This window comes from Streptomyces tardus (assembly GCF_018101125.2).
GTDB lineage: Bacteria > Actinomycetota > Actinomycetes > Streptomycetales > Streptomycetaceae > Streptomyces > Streptomyces tardus.
In genome coordinates this window covers 4,708,215-4,725,845 of record NZ_JAELVF020000001.1, presented here as the reverse complement: position 1 = coordinate 4,725,845, position 17,631 = coordinate 4,708,215, and the positions used below count along the sequence as shown (strand labels likewise).

Genomic DNA, 17,631 nt, shown 5'->3' with positions numbered 1-17,631 from the left:
CCCGCCCGTACCGCGGTAGAGGAAGACCGCCAGAGCGACGAAGAGGGCGCCGAGTGCGGCGGCCGTCGGCGCGAGCCAGGCGGTCGAGGTCTCGGTGCGCTCCGGGCCGCTGCCGAAGTGCTTCTCGGCGTACGGCTCGGCGACCGGGCGCTGGGCGCCCGCCTCGACCGTGGCGCCCACCTCGAGGGCCGCGGCTGCGTCCACCACGCCGGTGCCGAGCGCATCGCTGCGGCCACCGGCGGGGGTCTTGCCGGCCGTGTCCGCGAGGAGTGTGCGGACCTGGGCGGGGCTGAGGTCGGGGTGCGCCGCGCGGACGAGGGCCGCGGTGCCGGAGACCATCGCGGCGGCCACGCTGGTGCCCCAGCCCTGGTAGTAGCGGGTGTCCGGGTCGGCCATCACCACGCTCTTGCCCGGCGCGCTGACGGTCGCGTACCAGCGGCGGGTGGAGAAGGCGGCCCTGACCCCGTACCGGTCCACGGCGGTCACCGCGATGACTCCGGGGTAGGCGGCCGGGTAGGAGACCGGGTCTCCCTTCTCGCCGCCGTTGCCGGCGGAGGCCACCACGACCACGCCCTTGCTCAGGGCGTAGCGGACCGCCGCGTCCTCCTTGGGATCGGGCTCGGCCGAGGCGCTGTCGTCACCCAGGGAGAGGTTGATGACGTCGGCGCCCTGGTCGGTGGCCCAGCGGATGCCCTCGGCGAGCGCGCCCGCCCTGGTGGAGCGGGCCTTCTTGCGCTGCGGATCGTCCTGTTCGAGCAGTACGCGGACCGGGAGGACGTCCGCCTCCGGGGCGACGCCGAGCACGCCGTTGCCGCGGCCCGGGCCGTGTCCGCGGCCGGCGATGATGCCGGCCATCGCGGTGCCGTGCTTGGCCCAGGCGGCGTCCCCGCGGGCGGCGCCGAAGCCGACGACGTCCTTGCCGCCGAGCACCGCGCCGCGCAGGTCCGGGTGGTCGGCGTCCACACCGGTGTCCAGCACCGCTACGGTCACGCCCTCGCCCTTGGTGGTCTTCCACGCCTCCTGAGCCCCGACCACCTCCAGTGCCCACTGGCGGTCGCGGATGTTGTCCGCCTGCGCCGCGGGCATCGGCAGCACCAGCAGCAGCGCGGCGACCAGCGTCGCCACGGTGGCCCGACGGGCGGTCATTCGTCCTCCACGGTGTCCGCGACGGTCCTGCGTACGCCCCGCTCCACACGGTCGGCGATGCCCTGCGCGTCGTGGCCCAGACCGGCCTGCGCGGGTGCGGTCTTCTGGCCCTTGCGGGTGGCGTCGCCGGCCGGCTGCGGATCGCTGACCGCACGGCCGTCGGCGAAGCCGCTGACGGCGAACACCACGACGGGCGCGTCGGTCAGGACTCGGATGGTCCAGCTGGCGCGCTGGGCGTCGCCGAAGTCGGCGGCGAGGGTGCCGCGCACGGGGTGGGTGCGCGGCATCAGGTCGGTGCGCTGGGTGAGGTTCTCGGTGGCGAAGCGGTTGCGGAGCTTGTCCATGCCGCCCGCCCCCGCTCTGGTGAAGACCATGCCCACGGTGGTGACGGTGCTGGAGGTCTCGTCGAGGTAGGTGGCGCGCACCAGACGTCGGCAGCCGACAGGGGAGAGCACCTTGCTCAGCAGCTCGTCGAAGGCGCCCTCGCAGGTGCTGTCCGGGGCGACCGCCAGCCGGATCCAGCGCCGGTCGGCGCCGCCGGGGCCCGCTCCGTCGCCGGGGAGGTTGCGCGGGAACAGCTCGTCGACGGGGCTCTCCCGCCACAGGTTTCCGGCGGCACGGAATCCGGTCGGCCCGGAGTCCTCGGAGCCGGTCATCCAGGTACCCGCCGCGGCCCCGCCCAGCAGCCCGGCCCCCAGCACCATGCAGAGCGCCGCGGCGGCCAACCGGGGCCGGCCGGCGGGCAGCCGGCGGTACCAGGGCGGGCGCATGCCCGAGGTCGCGAGCGGATCGGTGCGCGGCGGGGCGGGCGGCGCCACCGGGCCGTCGGGGTGGTACGCGGGCTCCCCCAGCGGCGCCGCGGCCGGCCGCGGCGGCACCGGGACGGACGGAGCGGTGGTTGAACGAGCCGCAGGACGGGCCGACTTGGGCTGCCCGCCTGCTGCGGCGGGCGAACCGGCCGCCACGGGAGGGGAGTTGGACGGCACCGGCGGAGGTTTCCGGGCGGCAGACCGGGGCTTGGGCACATCGGGCGGTGAACCGGCCGCCGCGGACGGCGACTTGGACAACCCCGAGCGGGGCCCGGCCGTCCGGGACGGGGACACGGGCGCCTCGGGTGCGGCGGAGGGCCGTACGGCGGCCGTAGGCAGACCGCTCGGCGCCGCGGGCGCGCCGCTGGGCGAAGTCGGCCCGGCCGGCGGGGACTTGGGCGGTACGGGCGGGACGCCGATCGGGAGCTCGGACGGTTCGGCGCGGCCACCGGACGGAGAGGCGGGAGACACCGCGGGCGGGGAGTCGGCAGCGGCGGCCGGGCCTGCCGCGGACCGAGGAACCGCCGGCCGACGGGCGGGCGGAGCGCTGCGCGTCCCGCTCGCCGCCCCCGTACCGGCGGACGCGGACTCGGCGACGGACCCGGCGCCGCGGTCGGCCGACGTGCGCGGCGGCGGAGGGCTCGGCGTCGTCGGGCTCGGCGGCGCACCGGGCCGCGGCGGATTCAGCGGCGGCATCGGCGGACGTGCTGAGTCGGCCTCAGTGCTCACCCGCTCCCCCTCGCACTTCCCTGGAGGCACCGCCCGGTTGGGGAGCGGGGCCTGGCTCGTGTGGACAACACCGCTTCAGCGACCGGCATGCCGGTGGAAGGCGTGCGCGTCACTTTACGTGGAGTGCGCAGTGGCCCGACAACCCGCTCGTACCAGGACTGTCCTGAAGCGCCGCCCTCTGGCAAGCTGCGTGCGTGTTCGCCTCCGCCTCGCACCCCTCAGCCGACCGGGCCCGATACGACCGCGCCACCGCCCACCTCGACGCCCCGCTGGCGCTGGTGGACCTGGACGCGTTCGACGCGAACGCGGCTGATCTGGTCCGCCGGGCCGGCGGTAAACCGGTACGCGTCGCCTCCAAGTCCGTACGCTGCCGGGCCCTGTTGGAGCGGGTGCTGGAGCGCCCGGGCTTCGCCGGCGTCATGAGCTTCACTCTGGCCGAATCCCTGTGGCTGGCGAGGTCCGGGATCTCCGACGTGCTCCTCGCCTACCCCTCGGTGGACCGCGCCGGCTACGCCGAGCTCGCCGCCGACCCCAAGCTCGCCGCCGCCGTCACGGTGATGGTGGACGACCCCGCCCAGCTCGCGGTGATCGACCAGGCCCGGGACGGGGGCCGGGAGGAGATCAGGGTCTGTCTGGAACTGGACACCTCCTACCGGCTGTTCGGCGGCCGGGTCCGGTTCGGGGCGCGCCGCTCCCCGCTGCACTCCCCCGGCGCGCTGGCCGAGCTGGCACGATCCGTGACGCGCCGGCCCGGTTTCAAACTCGTCGGTCTGATGGCCTACGAGGGGCACATCGCGGGTGTCGGGGACGATGTGCCCGGCCGGCCCCTGCACTCGCTCTCGGTACGGCTGATGCAGCGAGCCGCGCGGCGGGAGCTGGCCGAACGGCGGGCCGCGGCGGTACGGGCGATGCGCGCGGTGGCGCCGGACCTGGAGTTCGTCAACGGCGGCGGCACCGGCAGCGTCCAGCACACCGTCGGCGAGGAGTCGGTGACCGAAGTTGCCGCCGGCTCCGGGCTGTTGATGCCCAGGCTCTTCGACCACTACACCGGCTTCTCCGGGCGGCCGGCCGCGCTCTTCGCGCAGCCCGTGGTGCGCCGGCCCGGCGTCGGTGTGGTGACGGTGCTCGGCGGCGGCTACCCCGCGTCCGGCGCTGCCGGACCGGACCGCCTGCCGACGCCGTACCTCCCCGAGGGCCTGCGGTACGACCCGCTGGAGGGGCCCGGCGAGGTGCAGACACCGCTGCTCGGCTCCGCGGCGGACGATCTGCTGATCGGCGACAAGGTGTGGTTCCGGCACGCCAAGGCGGGCGAGTTGGCCGAGCGGTTCGCCGAAGTGCACCTGCTCGAGGGCGACCGGATCACCTCGGTCGTACCGACGTACCGCGGCGAGGGCCGTACGTACCTGTGACCGGTCGGGGCGGCCGGTGAAGGGCGCACCCCGCGGCAGTCGATCGGCGCGCACACCGCCGCAGCCCAGGGGAACACACCACCGCAGCCCGGCGCGCCCCGACGCGGCAGCCCGAGGGCGGCCCGGGGCGGCCGGGAGCCGACCGTCCCGGGCGGCTCTCCACCACCCGCACCGAGCCGAACCCGGAGCCGGGACCGGCTACAGCGGCGTCACGTACGCGCCGGCGATCCCGCCGTCCACCAGGAACTCGGCGGCGTTGACGAACGAGGCGTCGTCGCTGGCCAGGAACGCGACCGCGGCGGCGATCTCGGTCGGCTCCGCGAAACGGCCCACCGGTACGTGGACCAGCCGCCGCTGGGCGCGCTCGGGATCCTTGGCGAACAGCTCCTTGAGCAGTGGGGTGTTGACCGGGCCCGGGCACAGCGCGTTCACCCGGATTCCCTCGCGGGCGAACTGCACGCCCAGCTCCCGGGACATCGCCAGCACTCCGCCCTTGGAAGCGGTGTAGCTGATCTGCGAGGTGGCCGCGCCCATGACGGCCACGAAGGAGGCGGTGTTGATGATGGAGCCGCGTCCCTGCTCGCGCATGTACGGGATGGAGTGGCGGCAGCAGAGGTAGACGGAGGTCAGGTTGACCTCCTGCACCCGCTTCCACGCCTCCAGTCCGGTGGTGAGGATGGAGTCGTCGTCGGGCGGCGAGATCCCGGCGTTGTTGAAGGCGACGTCGACCGAGCCGTAGGTGCGGTGGGCGGTCGCGAAGAGCTCCGCCACCTGTTCCTCGTCGGTGACGTCGGTCTCCACGTACAGGCCGCCGACCTCCTCGGCCGCGGCCCGTCCGCTGTCGGCGTCGACGTCGGCGCAGACGACGTGGGCGCCCTCGTCGGCCAGTCTGCGCGCGGTGGCCAGCCCGATTCCGCTGCCGGCGCCGGTCACCACGGCGGTGCGGCCGATCAGCCGCCGGCACACTGCTGCTTGGGTCATCTGCGGTCCTGCCTTTCACGAAGTCCCGCCCGGTACGGACGCGGAGCACGGGTGCTGGGGTGCGGGGGTGCGACGGCACGCGGGCGGGCGTACGGGTGCCGCGGTCGTGGCCTCCCGGGGGGGGCAGGCCCCGGTGAAGGCTCCGGTGCGGTTCGCCGTCAGGTGCCGAGGAAGACGTTCTTGGTCTCGGTGAAGGCCGACAACGCGTCGGGGCCGAGCTCCCGGCCCAGACCCGAGCGCTTGAAGCCGCCGAAAGGCGTCGAGTAGCGCACCGCGCTGTGGGAGTTGACCGAAAGATTGCCCGCGGCGACCGCACGGGCTACGCGCAGTGCGCGGGCGCCGTCACGGGTCCACACGGAGGCGGCGAGGCCGTAGTCGGTGGCGTTGGCGAGGGCGACGGCCTCCTCCTCGTCCCGGAACGGCATCACCACCGCGACCGGGCCGAAGATCTCCTCCACCGCCGCCCGGTCGCCGGGGTCGCGCTCCAGCACGGTGGCCGGGTACCAGTAGCCACTGCCCTCCGGCGCGCTGCCCCGGATCGCCGTCGGGCCCTCCTGCGGAACGTACTGGCGCACCCGCTCCCGCTGGGTCGCGGAGATCAGCGGGCCCATGTCGGTGCCGGGGTCGTTCGGGTCGCCGCAGCGGAAGGCCAGTACGGCCGGCTCCAGCAGCTCCATGAACCGGTCGTAGACGCTGCGTTGGACAAGGATGCGGCTCCGGGCGCAGCAGTCCTGGCCGGTGTTGTCCAGGAAGGAGCCCGGGGCGGCACTGGCGGCGAGCTCCAGATCGGCGTCGTCGAACACCAGGTTGGGGCTCTTGCCGCCGAGTTCGAGTGTCACGCGCTTCACTCCGCGGGCGCAGCGCGCCATGATCTCCTGCCCGACGGCGGTCGAACCGGTGAAGACGACCTTGGCCACCCCCGGGTGGTCGACCAGAGCCCGCCCGGTGCTCGACCCGGCGCCGGGGAGCACCTGGAACAGGCCCTCGGGCAGCCCTGCCTCCAGGCCCAGTTCGGCCAGACGCAGCGCGGTCAGCGGAGTGGTCTCGGCGGGTTTGAGGAGTACGGCGTTGCCAGCCGCGAGGGCGGGCGCGGTGCCCCAGGCGGCGACCGGCATCGGGAAGTTCCAGGGCGCGATGACGGCGACGACGCCGAGCGGCTCCTGGAAGGTGAGGTTGACGCCGCCGGCGACCGGGATCTGTTGGCCGGTCAGGCGTTCGACTCCCCCTGCCGCGTACTCCAGCAGATCGCGTGCGTTGCCGGCCTCCCAGCGGGCGTTGCCGATCGGATGGCCCGCCTCCCGCACTTCCAGCAGAGCCAGTTCCTCGAGGTTCTCGTCCACCCGTGCGGCGAACCGGCGCAGCTGCCGGGCCCGGTCGCCCGGCGGCAGCGCGGCCCAGCGGAGCTGGGCGTCGGCTGCGCGGCGTACGGCCCGGGCCACGCCTCGGGGGTCGACGGCGGGGACGGTGGCGAGCAGCTCCTCCGTCGCGGGGTTGCGCACCTGGTGCGCGGCGGGAGCGTCCGGGGCGGCGGCGGGCTCACCGGTGCGGTGCGGATCGGTCACTTCTCGGCCTCACATGCGTTCGAAGGAGCGGTAGCGCTCCCAGTCGGTCACCGCGGTGTCGTACGCCTGCTGCTCGACCCGCGCCATGTTGCGGTAGTGGTCCACGACCTCGTCGCCGAACGACTCGCGGGCGAGTGCGCTGTCGGCCCACAGCTCGGCGGCGTCGCGCAGGGTGGCGGGCACCTGCTCGGCGTCGCCCGTGTAGGCGTTGCCCGTGCAGGCCTGCGGCAGCTCCAACTCCCGGTCGATGCCGTCCAGTCCGGCCGCGATCATTCCCGCCAGTGCGAGGTAGGGGTTGACGTCGCCGCCGGGCAGCCGGTTCTCCAGCCGGTGGGAGTGGCCGCGGCCGACGATGCGGTAGGCGCAGGTGCGGTTGTCTGGGCCCCAGGCGACGGAGGTGGGCGCGAAGGATCCGGGGCTGAAGCGCTTGTAGGAGTTGATGTTCGGCGCGTACAGCAGGGTGAACTCCCGCAGCGCGGCGAGCTGTCCGGCCAGGAAGTGGCGCATCGGCTTCGACATCCCGTACGGCCCGCTGTCGTCGGCGAGCAGCGGCGCGCCGTCGGAGTCGCGCAGCGAGAGGTGGATGTGGCACGAGTTGCCCTCGCGCTCGTCGTACTTGGCCATGAAGGTGAGCGAACGGCCCTCCTGGGCGGCGATCTCCTTGGCACCGGTCTTGTAGACGGAGTGCTGGTCGCAGGTGGTGAGGGCGTCGTCGTAGCGGAAGACGATCTCGTGCTGGCCGAGGTTGCACTCGCCCTTGGCCGACTCCACCGCCATCCCGGCCGCGGCCATCTCGTTGCGGATGCGGCGCAGCAGCGGTTCGACGCGGCCGGTGCCGAGCACGGAGTAGTCGACGTTGTAGAGGTTGGCCGGTGTCATGGTGCGGTAGCCGCCGGTCCAGGCGTCCTCGTAGGTGTCCCGGAAGACCATGAACTCCAGCTCGGTGCCGGCGTACGCGCTCCAGCCGCGTTCGGCCAGCCGGTCGAGCTGGCGGCGCAGGATCTGCCGGGGCGAGGCGGGGACGGGCGTGCCGTCCAGCCGGGCGAGGTCGGCGGTGACGAGCGCGGTGCCGGGGTTCCAGGGCGTACGGCGCAGGGTGGAGAGGTCGGGGTGCATGGCGAAGTCGCCGTAGCCGTGCTCCCAGGAGGACATCGCGTAGCCGTCGACGGTGTTCATGTCGGCGTCGACGGCCAGGAGGTAGTTGCAGCCCTCGGTGCCGTGGCCGACCACGTCGTCGAGGAAGAAGCGGGCGGCGAAGCGTTTGCCCTGGAGTCTGCCCTGCATGTCGGTGAAGGCGAGGACGACGGTGTCGATCTCGCCCTGTTCGACGAGCCGGGTCAGCTCGTCGAGGGGCAGTGGGGGCGTGGCTTCCGTACCTGCCGCGGTTACGCGCTGTGTCACAGGGCCTCCTGTCCGTGCACCGGAGGCTCTAAGGTAGTGGCGCGTACCTTTGGGAGGGAAGTAGCGCGATGGACGAGCGTCGGTCGGCCGAGGACGGGGAGGGCCTGCTCTCCCCCGTGCTGCGCCCGGTGCGCAGCGGCAACGGGTACGAAGAGGCACTCGAACAGATCCTGCGGGTCATCCGGCTAGATCTGCTCTCCGAGGGAGACCGGCTCCCCGCCGAGCGCGAGCTCGCGCTCCGGCTCGGCGTCAGCCGCGCCATCCTGCGCGAGGTGCTGCGCACGCTCACCGAACAGGGCTTGGTGGTGAGCGTGCGCGGACGCTACGGCGGCACGTTCGTCCGCCGCCCCGCGAAGAATCCGGAACAGCCGCAGGGCCCGGGCGTGTCGGCGGTCGATCTGGAGGACACCCTGCGTTTCCGCGAGGTGCTGGAGGTCGGCATCGCGGAGCTGGCCGCGCGCGGGCGTCCGTGCCCGGCCGAGCGGGACCGCCTCGAGGAGGCACTGGCGGCGACCGGGGACGCCTCTCCCGACACCTACCGGCGCTACGACACCCGCTTCCACCTCACGCTCGCCGAGCTCGCCGGCTCACCCTCGCTGACCGCCGAGTACGCCACAGTGCGCGCCCGGCTCAACCAACTCCTGGACCGCATACCCCTGTTGGTCCGCAATCTGGAGCACGCGCAGCGCCAGCACACGGAGTTGGCCGAGGCGGTGCTCGCGGGCGACGCCGAGAGCGCCCGCTCGGTGATGCGGGAGCACTGCGCGGGTACGGCAGCACTGCTGCGCGGCTTCCTCCCCTGAGCACCAAAGGTCTCGTGCACAACCTTTGACCGTACGACCGGCCACGTCCGCGGACCACACCGCTCCGGAAGGAACCACCACCGTGCCCACACCGCTCGTCGGCATCAGCACCTACCTCGAACCCGCGAGATGGGGCGTCTGGGATCTGCCCGCCGCGCTGCTGCCCGCCGGCTACCACCAGCTCGTCCAGCGCTCCGGCGGTGTCGCCGCGCTGCTGCCGCCGGACGAGAACCCGCACGCCGCCGCGCACGCGGTGGCCCGGCTCGACGCGCTGGTGGTCGCCGGCGGCTCCGACATCGCGCCCCACCGCTACGGGGCCGAACCGGGACCGCACACCGGCACGGCCCATCCGGTGCGCGACGCCTGGGAATCGGCGCTGATCGAGGCTGCCCTCGACGCACGACTGCCGCTCCTGGGCATCTGCCGCGGCATGCAGCTGCTCAACGTGGTCTGCGGCGGCACGCTCAACCAGCATCTGGAGGGCCACGGCGGACCGCCCGGCGTCTTCTCCTCCCATCTGGTCACCCCCGTCGAGGGCACTCGTCTCTCGGCGCTGCTGGACGGGCCGCTGGAGGTGCCGACCTACCACCACCAGGCCGTCGACCGGGTCGGCGAGTCGCTGACGGTGAGCGCGTACGCGCAGGACGGCACCGTCGAGGCACTGGAGATGTCGGTGACGCGCGGGTTCGTGCTCGCCGTGCAGTGGCACCCGGAAGCGGGCGAGGACCTGCGGGTGATGCGGGGGCTGATCGACGCGACGCGCTGAGAACGGCGGGCACGGCCCGCGCGGGACAAACCGGCCTCCAGCCGCCGCTGCGGGGCGCCTGCCCCCGCCACCGCGTGCGCCGCTGCACACACATGGCAAAGCCTCGGCTTCGTGACCGCCGCTGTGGCAGTCACGAAGCCGAGGCCAGGCTCGGCAGTCTCCCTGTCAGCTCTTGGTCAGCTTGGTGGAACCGTCACCCGGCCCCGCCTCGCCGTCCGAGGAGAGCCCGGAGTCGGCATAGGTGCCGTTGTCAAGGTTCTCCTCGAACGCGGCGACTGCCTGACCGACAAGACGCTCGTCCTGCTCCTTGCGCTGGGCCGCCAAGTAGGCCCTGCGCTCCTGGTTGAACGATTTGATCGTGGCGACGCACATACCGATCATCACGAGACTGAACGGCAGCGCGATCAGGATGGCGGTGGTCTGCAGCGTGTCGAGCGCTGCCGTACCCGCACCGCTTGCAACCAGCAGCGCGATGGCCACGGCACCTTCGGCCGCCGCCCAGAAGACCCGGCTCCACGTGGGCGGATCCGGGTCGCCGCCGGAGGCCAGCATGTCGACCACGTAGCTGCCCGAGTCCGAGGAGGTCACGAAGAACAGGACGATGAGCAGCATGGCCAGGCCCGCGACGAACGCGCCGCCGGGGAGAGTGTCGAGCAACTGGAACAGCGCGCTGTCTCGGTTGACCGACGTTTCCGCGCCCTCGTCCACGAGACCGCCCTCGCCGAACATCTCGCGGTGAATCGCCGCGCCCCCGAACACCGAGAACCAGAAGAACGTCAGCACGGTGGGGACCAGGAGGACACCGCACACGAACTCCCGCACCGTCCTGCCGCGGGAGATGCGCGCGATGAAGATGCCGACGAACGGCGCCCAGGAGATCCACCAGCCCCAGTAGAAGACCGTCCAGCCGTTCAGCCACTCGGTGCCTTCACTGCCCTGGTTGGCTCCGGTGTCGAAGCTCAGGGACAACAGGCTCTGAAGGTAGCCCCCGACGTCCTGAACGAAGCCGTTCATGATGAACAGCGTGGGGCCTGCGATCAGCACGAAGAGAAGCAGAGCGAGCGCCATGCCCATGTTGATGTTGGACAGCCACTTGATGCCCCGGCCGACTCCCGTCACCACGGAGATGCCCGCCAACAGCGTGATCACCACGATCAGAGCGACCAGAAGCCCGTTGCCGGGGTCCTCCGCCCAGCCCTTGAACTCGAGGCCCGCGGAGATCTGGAGCACTCCGAGCCCCAGGGAGGTGGCGACACCGAATACCGTGCCGACGACAGCGACCACGTCGATCGCGCTGCCCCACGCGCCCTTGATCTTGTCACCGAAGATCGGCTCCAGAGCCCAGCGGATCGACACCGGGCGCCCCTTGCGATGGACCGCATAGGCGACAGACAGCCCGACCACGACATAGATCGCCCACGGGTGCACGCCCCAGTGGAGGAAGGTCTGCACCAGTGCAGCCTCACTGCGCTCCGCCGAGCTCTCCCCCACGCCCGGGCGAGGGGTGTCATAGTGCGTCAGCGGCTCGGCGACGCCCCAGAAGACCAGGCCGATGCCCATGCCCGCGGCGAAGAGCATCGCCAGCCAGGATCCGAGACCGAACTCCGGCTTGTCGTCGTCGCGACCCAGCTTGATGTCTCCGTAGCGGCCGACTCCCACCCAGATCGCGAAGATCACGAAGAGCGACACGAGCGCGGTGTAGTACCACCCCACGCCGCTGACCACGTTCTCCTGAATCGCGCCCACCCAGTCCTGGGCGGTGTCTCGGAAGACCGTGGCGAAGACCACGAAGGCAACGATGATGATCGCTGAGGGATAGAAGACCCTCGGGTCGATACTCGACAGTCGCCCCCGACCGTCCGTCTGCTCGGCTGTCGGGCCTTGACCCGACACACCATCTCTTTGTTGCGCGGCCACGCACTCGTCCTCTGCTCTCGGTTTCCAGTTTCGGCCGCCGGCACCTCCATTGGCCGACTGGCCGCGCCTGCCCAGAAGGCACGATCCCATGCCTCCGTTGATCCACCTGTTCTCCCACCGCCGGATTCACGGCGGTTCGCCCCTCTGCCGTGCGGCAAAATCAGGGCCGTGACGACGACACCGCACCAGATGCTGCTGGACACCTCCTCGCTCTACTTCCGCGCCTACTTCGGGGTCCCCGATTCGGTCCGGGCACCCGACGGCACCCCGGTCAACGCGGTACGGGGGCTGCTGGACTTCATCACCCGCCTCGTGCAGGACCACCACCCCGACGAACTGGTGGCGTGCATGGACTTCGACTGGCGACCCGCCTGGAGGGTCGAGCTGATCCCGTCCTACAAGGCGCACCGCGTCGCCGAGGAGGCCGCGAGCGGCCCGGACGCCGAAGAGGTCCCCGACACCCTCGCCCCGCAGGTGCCGATCATCGACGAGGTCCTCGACGCCGTCGGCATCGCCCGGGCCGGCGCCGCGGACTACGAGGCGGACGACGTCATCGGCACCCTCGCCGCACGGGCGCGCGGCCCGGTGGACATCGTCACCGGCGACCGCGACCTCTTCCAGCTCGTGGACGACGAGCGCCGGGTCCGGGTCCTCTACCCGGTCAAGGGCGTGGGTCAGCTCGACGTCTTCGACGGCGCCGCACTGGAGAGCAAGTACGCGGTGGACGGCTCCGGCTACCTCGATCTCGCCCTGCTGCGCGGCGACCCGAGCGACGGGCTGCCCGGCGTGCCCGGCATCGGCGAGAAGACCGCGGCCAAGCTGCTGGCCGCGCACGGAGACCTGGCGGGGATCCTGGCCGCGGCCGAGGACCCCGCCTCCTCGGTCACGCCCGCGCAGCGCCGGCGCCTGAACGAGGCCCGGCCCTATCTCGCGGTCGCCCCCAAGGTCGTCAGGGTCGCGCACGACGTTCCCCTGCCCGCGCTGGACACAGCCCTGCCCCGCAGCCCCCGCAACCCGGAAGCGGTGCGGGAGCTGGGCGAGCGCTGGGGACTGGGCAGCTCGCTGCGCCGACTGCTGGAGACCCTGGAGCGGTGAACTGTTAGGTTAGGCTCCCCTAACTATCCAGTAGTCCCGTTCTCGGTAGGAGTCCCCGTGTCCACACGCCCGGTACGCAGCCGCCCGACGAGCCGCCTTCTGACCGTTCTGCGCACCCAGTGGCTCACGCCCCACATGATCAGAGTGGTGCTGGGAGGCGAGGAGCTGGCCGGGCTGCCCGTCGGGCAGTACACGGACCACTACGTCAAGCTGCTCTTCCCGCAGCCCGGCGTCAGCCACCCGGAGCCGTTCGACATCGCGCGCATCCGCGAGGAGCTTCCCCGGGACCAGTGGCCGGCCATGCGGACGTACACCGTGCGCCGCTTCGACCCGCAGGCCGGGGAGCTGACGATCGACTTCGTCGTGCACGGCGACAGCGGCCTCGCGGGGCCCTGGGCGAGGGCCGCGCAGCCGGGCACCGCCATTCGGATCCTCGGGCCCGGCGGCGGCTACTGTCCCGACCTGGCGGCCGACTGGCATCTGCTGGTCGGTGACGAGAGCGCGCTGCCCGCGATCGCCGCGGCGATCGAGCGGATGCCCTCCGGCGCGCGTGCCGAGGTCCTGCTGGAGGTCGAAGGACCGCAGGAGGAGCAGGAGTTCGCCACCGCGCCCGGCACCAGGGTGCGGTGGCTGCACCGTGGGCCCGGCCGCACCCGCAGCGCGCTGGTCGACGCAGTGCGCGGGATCGAGGACTGGACGGGCGATCCGCAGGTGTTCGTCCACGGCGAGGCCGGCTGGGTGCGGGAGATCCGCCGCCATCTGCGGATGGAGCGGATGGTGACCCGCGACCGGCTCTCGGTCTCCGGCTACTGGCGACTCGGCCACGACGAGGACGGCTGGCAGGCGGCCAAGCCCGCGTGGAACGCCCAGGTCGAGGCCGAGCAGGAGCGGCGGCCGGTCGGCCTGTCAGCTGCGGGCTAGCCGGTCCCGCTCCAGATCGCGCCCCGGACACCGCTCGGCCGGCACGCTGACCGGATTGCACCGCACGGTAGCGCCCTCGGGCAGCCGTGCGGTGTAGTCGGAGCCGTAGCGGGCGGCCATACCGGGCGAGGGGAAGTCGGTGGAGACCATCTGTGCACCCGAGGCCAGGGCGGCCCGCAGCATCGTACGGTCACCGGTGCTCGCCTGGTCCAGCGGGACGTCGGACCGGGTGCGCACGTAGTAGCCGCGCTCGACCAGCTCGGCGATCTTCGCGCCGCCCGCGCCCGTCGGATCGTTCTCCTTGACGAACGCCGCGTCCGGGCGGCCCGGTTCCGCGTCGGTGAACAGCACCCGGCCCTGGAGGCTCTCCCGGCCGCCCGCGCGGTAGGCGTCCTGGATCGCGCGGTCGTCGTTGTCCATCAGGAACATCACCTGCCCGCGGGTGTCGGCGACCTTCGGCCAGCCGTGCCGCAGCACCGACTCCTCCAGCGTCCGGCCCTTCCTGCGCAGATCGTCCGGGGTGACCGTGCGGTCCTCGCCGAAGACCGTACGGATCTCCGCGTCCAGGGCGTCCAGCAACCCGGTGGTCCACGCCGGACTCACCGCACCGCCGAGCTTCTCGAACTGCGGGTCGGTGCGCTTGAGCTCCAGCAGGATCGGGACGGTCACATGGCCGGGGTTGGCGTCCGACCACCGCTTGACCTGGCGCAGACAGCCGCGCAGGCTCGCGCAGCTGCTCGCGTAGTCGAAGTCGGCCCAGTGCAGCACCTTGAAGCCGGGCCGCTCCAACTCGGGCTCGCCGAGAGGCGGTTGGCCCGCGAAACCGCGGATCAGGGGTTCGGCGTACAGCCCGCCGCGCGGGTCGGGGAAGACGTCCAGCTCGATCCCGCGCACCTTCTGCTCGGCGAACTGCACCGGGAGCGAGGCGTGGCTGTAGAGCAGATTGCCGAAGTTCGCGTCGTACTCCCCCATCACCCGCTGCTCCGCGAAGCCGACCTCGCGGTGGTAGCTGTTGTGGGTCGCGACGGCCTGGATCTGGTTCAGCCTCAGCCCGCCCGCGGGGTCGCGCGACGGTCCGGCCTGCGCGGCGGTGGTGAGCGCGGCTGCGGTGGCGAGCCCGGTGAGGGCACTCACCAGCCGGAGAAGTCCTCGGGCAAGCGATCGACGGCGCACAGCGTCCTCCCCTGGAGCAACTGATGTGCAGCCAACATCCCGCCACCCGAGCGGGTGGTCAACCGCCCCCGGGCAAAGGGAAGTCGACCACCCGCACAAGGGACGACGACTAGCCCACCGAGGTGTAGGCGACGACGCCGCGCTGCATCGCCTCCACCGCACGGCGCGTGTTCTTCGCCACGGTGCCGCCGCTGCCCGCGGCGGCCGAGACCTGCTGGAGCACGTCGATCACCTGCTTGCACCAGCGCACGAAGTCGCCCGCCGGCATGTCCACATCGCGCAGCACGACGTCCAACCCGTGTCCCTCGGCCCAAAGGTAGGCGGCCCAGGCGAAACCGAGGTCCGGCTCCCGCAGCCCGACCCCCTCGGACTGGGTGATGCGGTGCTGGTCCTCCAGCGAGTCCAGCCTGCCCCAGATGCGGACCATCTCGCCCAGCGCGTCCTTGGCGCGCCCCGTCGGCAGCCGCGGTGGCAGCGCGTCGTCGGCGGCACGGGCCTCGAAGACCAACGCCGAGACGCAGGACGCCAGTTCCGAAGGGGGCAGCCCCTCCCAGACGCCCTCGCGCAGGCTCTCGGCGGCGAGCAGATCGAGCTCGCCGTACAGCCTCGCCAGCCGCTTGCCGTCGACCGTCACCTCGTCACCGCTGAGGTAGCCCAGGTCGGCCAGCAGGGCGTACACCCGGTCGAAGGTGCGCGCGATGGTGTTGGTGCGGCCCTCGATACGGCGCTCCAACTGCCGGGTGTCACGCAGCAGTCGGTGGTAGCGCTCGGCCCACCGGGCGTGGTCCTCCCGCTCGTCGCAACCGTGACAGGGGTGCGCCCGCAGCTCCGCACGCAGCCTGCTGATCTCGTGGTCGTCCGCGGCAGCGGCCCGCTCTCTGCGGTGGCGCTGCGGCTCGTGGTGGCCCGCCCTGGTGCGCAGCGCCGACGCGAGGTCCCGACGCGACTGCGGGCTGCGGGCGTTGAAGCTCTTGGGAATGCGCATCCGGTCCACCGGCTCGACCGCCACCGGGAAGTCGATCCCGGCCAGCCGCTTGACCTGCCGCTGTGCCGTGAGCACCAGCGGTCGCGGACCGTCGTGGTGGTCGGCGCCGCGACGGCCCGGAGCGCGCCCGGACGGCAGCCCGGGCTCCAGCACCAGCGCCAGCCCCGCGAAGCGACCGGTGGGCACATGGATGACGTCGCCCGGCTTGAGCTTCTCCAGCGCTGCGGAGGCCTGCGCCCTGCGCTGGGCGACGCCCTCCCGCGCCAGCTCGTTCTCCCGGTCCTTCAGATCGCGGCGCAGCCGGGCGTACTGCTCGAAGTCGCCGAGGTGGCAGGTCATGCCCTCCCGGTAGCCCTCCAGCCCCTCCTCGTTCTTCTGCACCTGGCGGGAGATGCCAACCACCGAGCGGTCCGCCTGGAACTGGGCGAAGGAGGTCTCCAGCAGCTCGCGCGAGCGGTGCCGGCCGAACTGCTCGACCAGGTTGACCGCCATGTTGTACGACGGCTTGAAGGAGGACCGCAGCGGATACGTACGGGTGCCCGCGAGGCCGGCGACCGCGCCCGGGTCCATGCCTCGCTGCCACAGGACGACCGCGTGGCCCTCGACGTCGATGCCGCGCCGGCCGGCCCGGCCCGTCAGCTGGGTGAACTCACCGGGTGTGATGTCCGCGTGCTGCTCGCCGTTCCACTTGACCAGCTTCTCCAACACCACCGAACGCGCAGGCATGTTGATGCCGAGCGCCAGTGTCTCGGTTGCGAAGACGGCCTTGACCAGCCCCTTGACGAAGAGCTCCTCCACCACCTCCTTGAAGGTGGGCAGCATCCCCGCGTGGTGCGCGGCGATACCCCGCTCGAGGCCCTCGAGGAACTCGAAGTAGCCGAGCACGTGCAGGTCCTCGTCCGGGATCGCGGCGGTGCGCTCCTCGACGATCGCCCGCACACGCGCCCGCGCCTCGGTGTCGTTGAGCCGCAGCCCGGCGTGGAGGCACTGCTGCACGGCCGCCTGGCAGCCCGCCCTGCTGAAGATGAAGGTGATCGCGGGCAGCAGGCCCTCGGAGTCCAGCCGGTCGATCACCTCCGCGCGGCTGGGCGTCCAGATCCGAGTGCGCTGACGCCGCTCACGCTCCCGGTCCGCCTCGCGGCGCGGGCCGCGCCTGCGGTCCCGCGGGCCGGAGACGCGGCTGTTCTCCATCCGGGCCATGCGCTGCAGGTCCGGGTTGACCTCGCGGCGCCCGCTCTTCTCCTCGAAGAGGTCGTACATCCGGCGCCCCGCCAGGACGTGCTGCCACAACGGCACCGGGCGGTGCTCGGAGACGATCACCGCGGTGTCGCCGCGCACCGTGTCCAGCCAGTCGCCGAACTCCTCGGCGTTGGAGACCGTCGCGGAGAGCGAGACCAGGTTGACCGACTCGGGGAGGTGGATGATCACCTCTTCCCAGACGGCGCCGCGGAAGCGGTCGGAGAGGTAGTGCACCTCGTCCATCACGACGTGCCCCAGGCCTTCCAGGGCCCGCGAACCCGCGTACAGCATGTTCCGCAGGACCTCGGTGGTCATGACGATCACCGGGGCGTCGCCGTTCACGCTGTTGTCGCCGGTCAGCAGTCCGACCTTGTCCGCGCCGTAGCGGGCGGACAGATCGTTGAACTTCTGGTTGGACAGCGCCTTGATGGGGGTCGTGTAGAAGCACTTGCGCCCCTGGCTGAGCGCCAGATGGACGGCGAACTCGCCCACGATGGTCTTGCCCGAACCGGTGGGCGCCGCCACCAGCACTCCCTTGCCGGCCTCCAACGCCTGGCATGCCTGGATCTGGAACTCGTCCAGCTCGAAGTCGTACATCTCGCGGAAGGGGGCGAGCGCCGTCGCCTGGTCGGCGTTGCGCTTCTTGGCCGCCGCGTACCGCTCAGCGGGGGGCTTGTCGTCGGTCATCGTGGTAC

The 17,631-nt window shown here is 72.3% G+C and carries 13 protein-coding genes; 5 read left to right on the top strand and 8 right to left on the bottom strand.

The genetic code is table 11. The annotated features are described in order from the left end of the window. On the bottom strand, positions 1-1,146 hold a 1,146-nt coding region (mycP, locus tag JGS22_RS20240; protein WP_216815047.1), incomplete at its 3' end, for a type VII secretion-associated serine protease mycosin. Beyond that, complete coding sequence (locus JGS22_RS20235; RefSeq protein WP_308405772.1) at positions 1,143-2,132, bottom strand: hypothetical protein; 990 nt, start codon at positions 2,130-2,132, stop codon at positions 1,143-1,145. The genes mycP and JGS22_RS20235, both read right to left, overlap by 4 nt. Positions 2,133-2,878: 746 nt before the next feature. On the opposite strand from JGS22_RS20235, the gene JGS22_RS20230 reads away from it, so the two are divergent. Next, the gene (locus JGS22_RS20230) at positions 2,879-4,093 is read left to right on the top strand and encodes an amino acid deaminase/aldolase (protein ID WP_211040519.1); all 1,215 of its coding nucleotides are present in this window, start codon (positions 2,879-2,881) and stop codon (positions 4,091-4,093) included. Positions 4,094-4,291: 198 nt separating this feature from the next. Here JGS22_RS20230 and JGS22_RS20225 read toward each other — a convergent pair whose 3' ends face one another. From JGS22_RS20225 to JGS22_RS20215, 3 genes are all read right to left on the bottom strand, one after another. Beyond that, positions 4,292-5,074 carry a 3-oxoacyl-ACP reductase gene (locus JGS22_RS20225; RefSeq protein ID WP_211040520.1) on the bottom strand — a complete coding sequence of 261 codons (783 nt, stop codon included), beginning with the start codon at positions 5,072-5,074 and terminating at the stop codon, positions 4,292-4,294. A 158-nt stretch (positions 5,075-5,232) separates the two neighbouring features. Then, on the bottom strand, positions 5,233-6,573 hold the full coding sequence (locus JGS22_RS20220) for an aldehyde dehydrogenase family protein (protein WP_372454325.1): 1,341 nt from the start codon (positions 6,571-6,573) through the stop codon (positions 5,233-5,235). A gap of 72 nt (positions 6,574-6,645) precedes the next feature. Next, positions 6,646-8,037 carry a glutamine synthetase family protein gene (locus JGS22_RS20215; RefSeq protein ID WP_211040522.1) on the bottom strand — a complete coding sequence of 464 codons (1,392 nt, stop codon included), beginning with the start codon at positions 8,035-8,037 and terminating at the stop codon, positions 6,646-6,648. A gap of 68 nt (positions 8,038-8,105) precedes the next feature. On the opposite strand from JGS22_RS20215, the gene JGS22_RS20210 reads away from it, so the two are divergent. After that, positions 8,106-8,840: a FadR/GntR family transcriptional regulator gene (locus JGS22_RS20210; protein ID WP_211040523.1), complete on the top strand. Its 735-nt coding sequence runs from the start codon at positions 8,106-8,108 to the stop codon at positions 8,838-8,840. 82 nt (positions 8,841-8,922) lie between these two features. Beyond that, positions 8,923-9,606 carry a gamma-glutamyl-gamma-aminobutyrate hydrolase family protein gene (locus JGS22_RS20205; RefSeq protein WP_211040524.1) on the top strand — a complete coding sequence of 228 codons (684 nt, stop codon included), beginning with the start codon at positions 8,923-8,925 and terminating at the stop codon, positions 9,604-9,606. Between the two features lie 165 nt (positions 9,607-9,771). On the opposite strand, the gene JGS22_RS20200 is transcribed toward JGS22_RS20205, so the two are convergent. After that, on the bottom strand, positions 9,772-11,499 hold the full coding sequence (locus JGS22_RS20200) for a BCCT family transporter (RefSeq protein ID WP_308405771.1): 1,728 nt from the start codon (positions 11,497-11,499) through the stop codon (positions 9,772-9,774). Between the two features lie 213 nt (positions 11,500-11,712). Here JGS22_RS20200 and JGS22_RS20195 point away from each other — a divergent pair, with 213 nt between their 5' ends. Both JGS22_RS20195 and JGS22_RS20190 read left to right on the top strand, forming a co-directional pair. Next, positions 11,713-12,618: a 5'-3' exonuclease gene (locus tag JGS22_RS20195; RefSeq protein WP_211040549.1), complete on the top strand. Its 906-nt coding sequence runs from the start codon at positions 11,713-11,715 to the stop codon at positions 12,616-12,618. A 57-nt stretch (positions 12,619-12,675) separates the two neighbouring features. After that, positions 12,676-13,539 (top strand): siderophore-interacting protein, encoded by an 864-nt coding sequence (locus tag JGS22_RS20190; protein WP_211040526.1) that lies wholly within the window; start codon positions 12,676-12,678, stop codon positions 13,537-13,539. On the opposite strand, the gene JGS22_RS20185 is transcribed toward JGS22_RS20190, so the two are convergent. Together JGS22_RS20185 and JGS22_RS20180 are read right to left on the bottom strand one after the other, a co-directional pair. Then, entirely contained in the window at positions 13,525-14,673 is a 1,149-nt protein-coding gene (locus JGS22_RS20185; RefSeq protein ID WP_308405770.1) for a phosphatidylinositol-specific phospholipase C1-like protein, read from the bottom strand. The genes JGS22_RS20190 and JGS22_RS20185 overlap by 15 nt on opposite strands. A 148-nt stretch (positions 14,674-14,821) precedes the next feature. Then, positions 14,822-17,623, bottom strand: coding sequence for a DEAD/DEAH box helicase (locus JGS22_RS20180; protein WP_211040528.1), 2,802 nt, complete (start codon positions 17,621-17,623; stop codon positions 14,822-14,824). Positions 17,624-17,631 lie beyond the last annotated feature (8 nt).

Excerpts from the sequence above, each read along its gene's own strand:
- JGS22_RS20225 (WP_211040520.1), bottom strand. The coding sequence starts at position 5,074 with ATGACCCAAGCAGCAGTGTGCCGGCGGCTGATCGGCCGCACCGCCGTG.
- JGS22_RS20210 (WP_211040523.1), top strand. The coding sequence starts at position 8,106 with ATGGACGAGCGTCGGTCGGCCGAGGACGGGGAGGGCCTGCTCTCCCCC.
- JGS22_RS20195 (WP_211040549.1), top strand. The coding sequence starts at position 11,713 with ATGCTGCTGGACACCTCCTCGCTCTACTTCCGCGCCTACTTCGGGGTC.
- JGS22_RS20180 (WP_211040528.1), bottom strand. The coding sequence starts at position 17,623 with ATGACCGACGACAAGCCCCCCGCTGAGCGGTACGCGGCGGCCAAGAAG.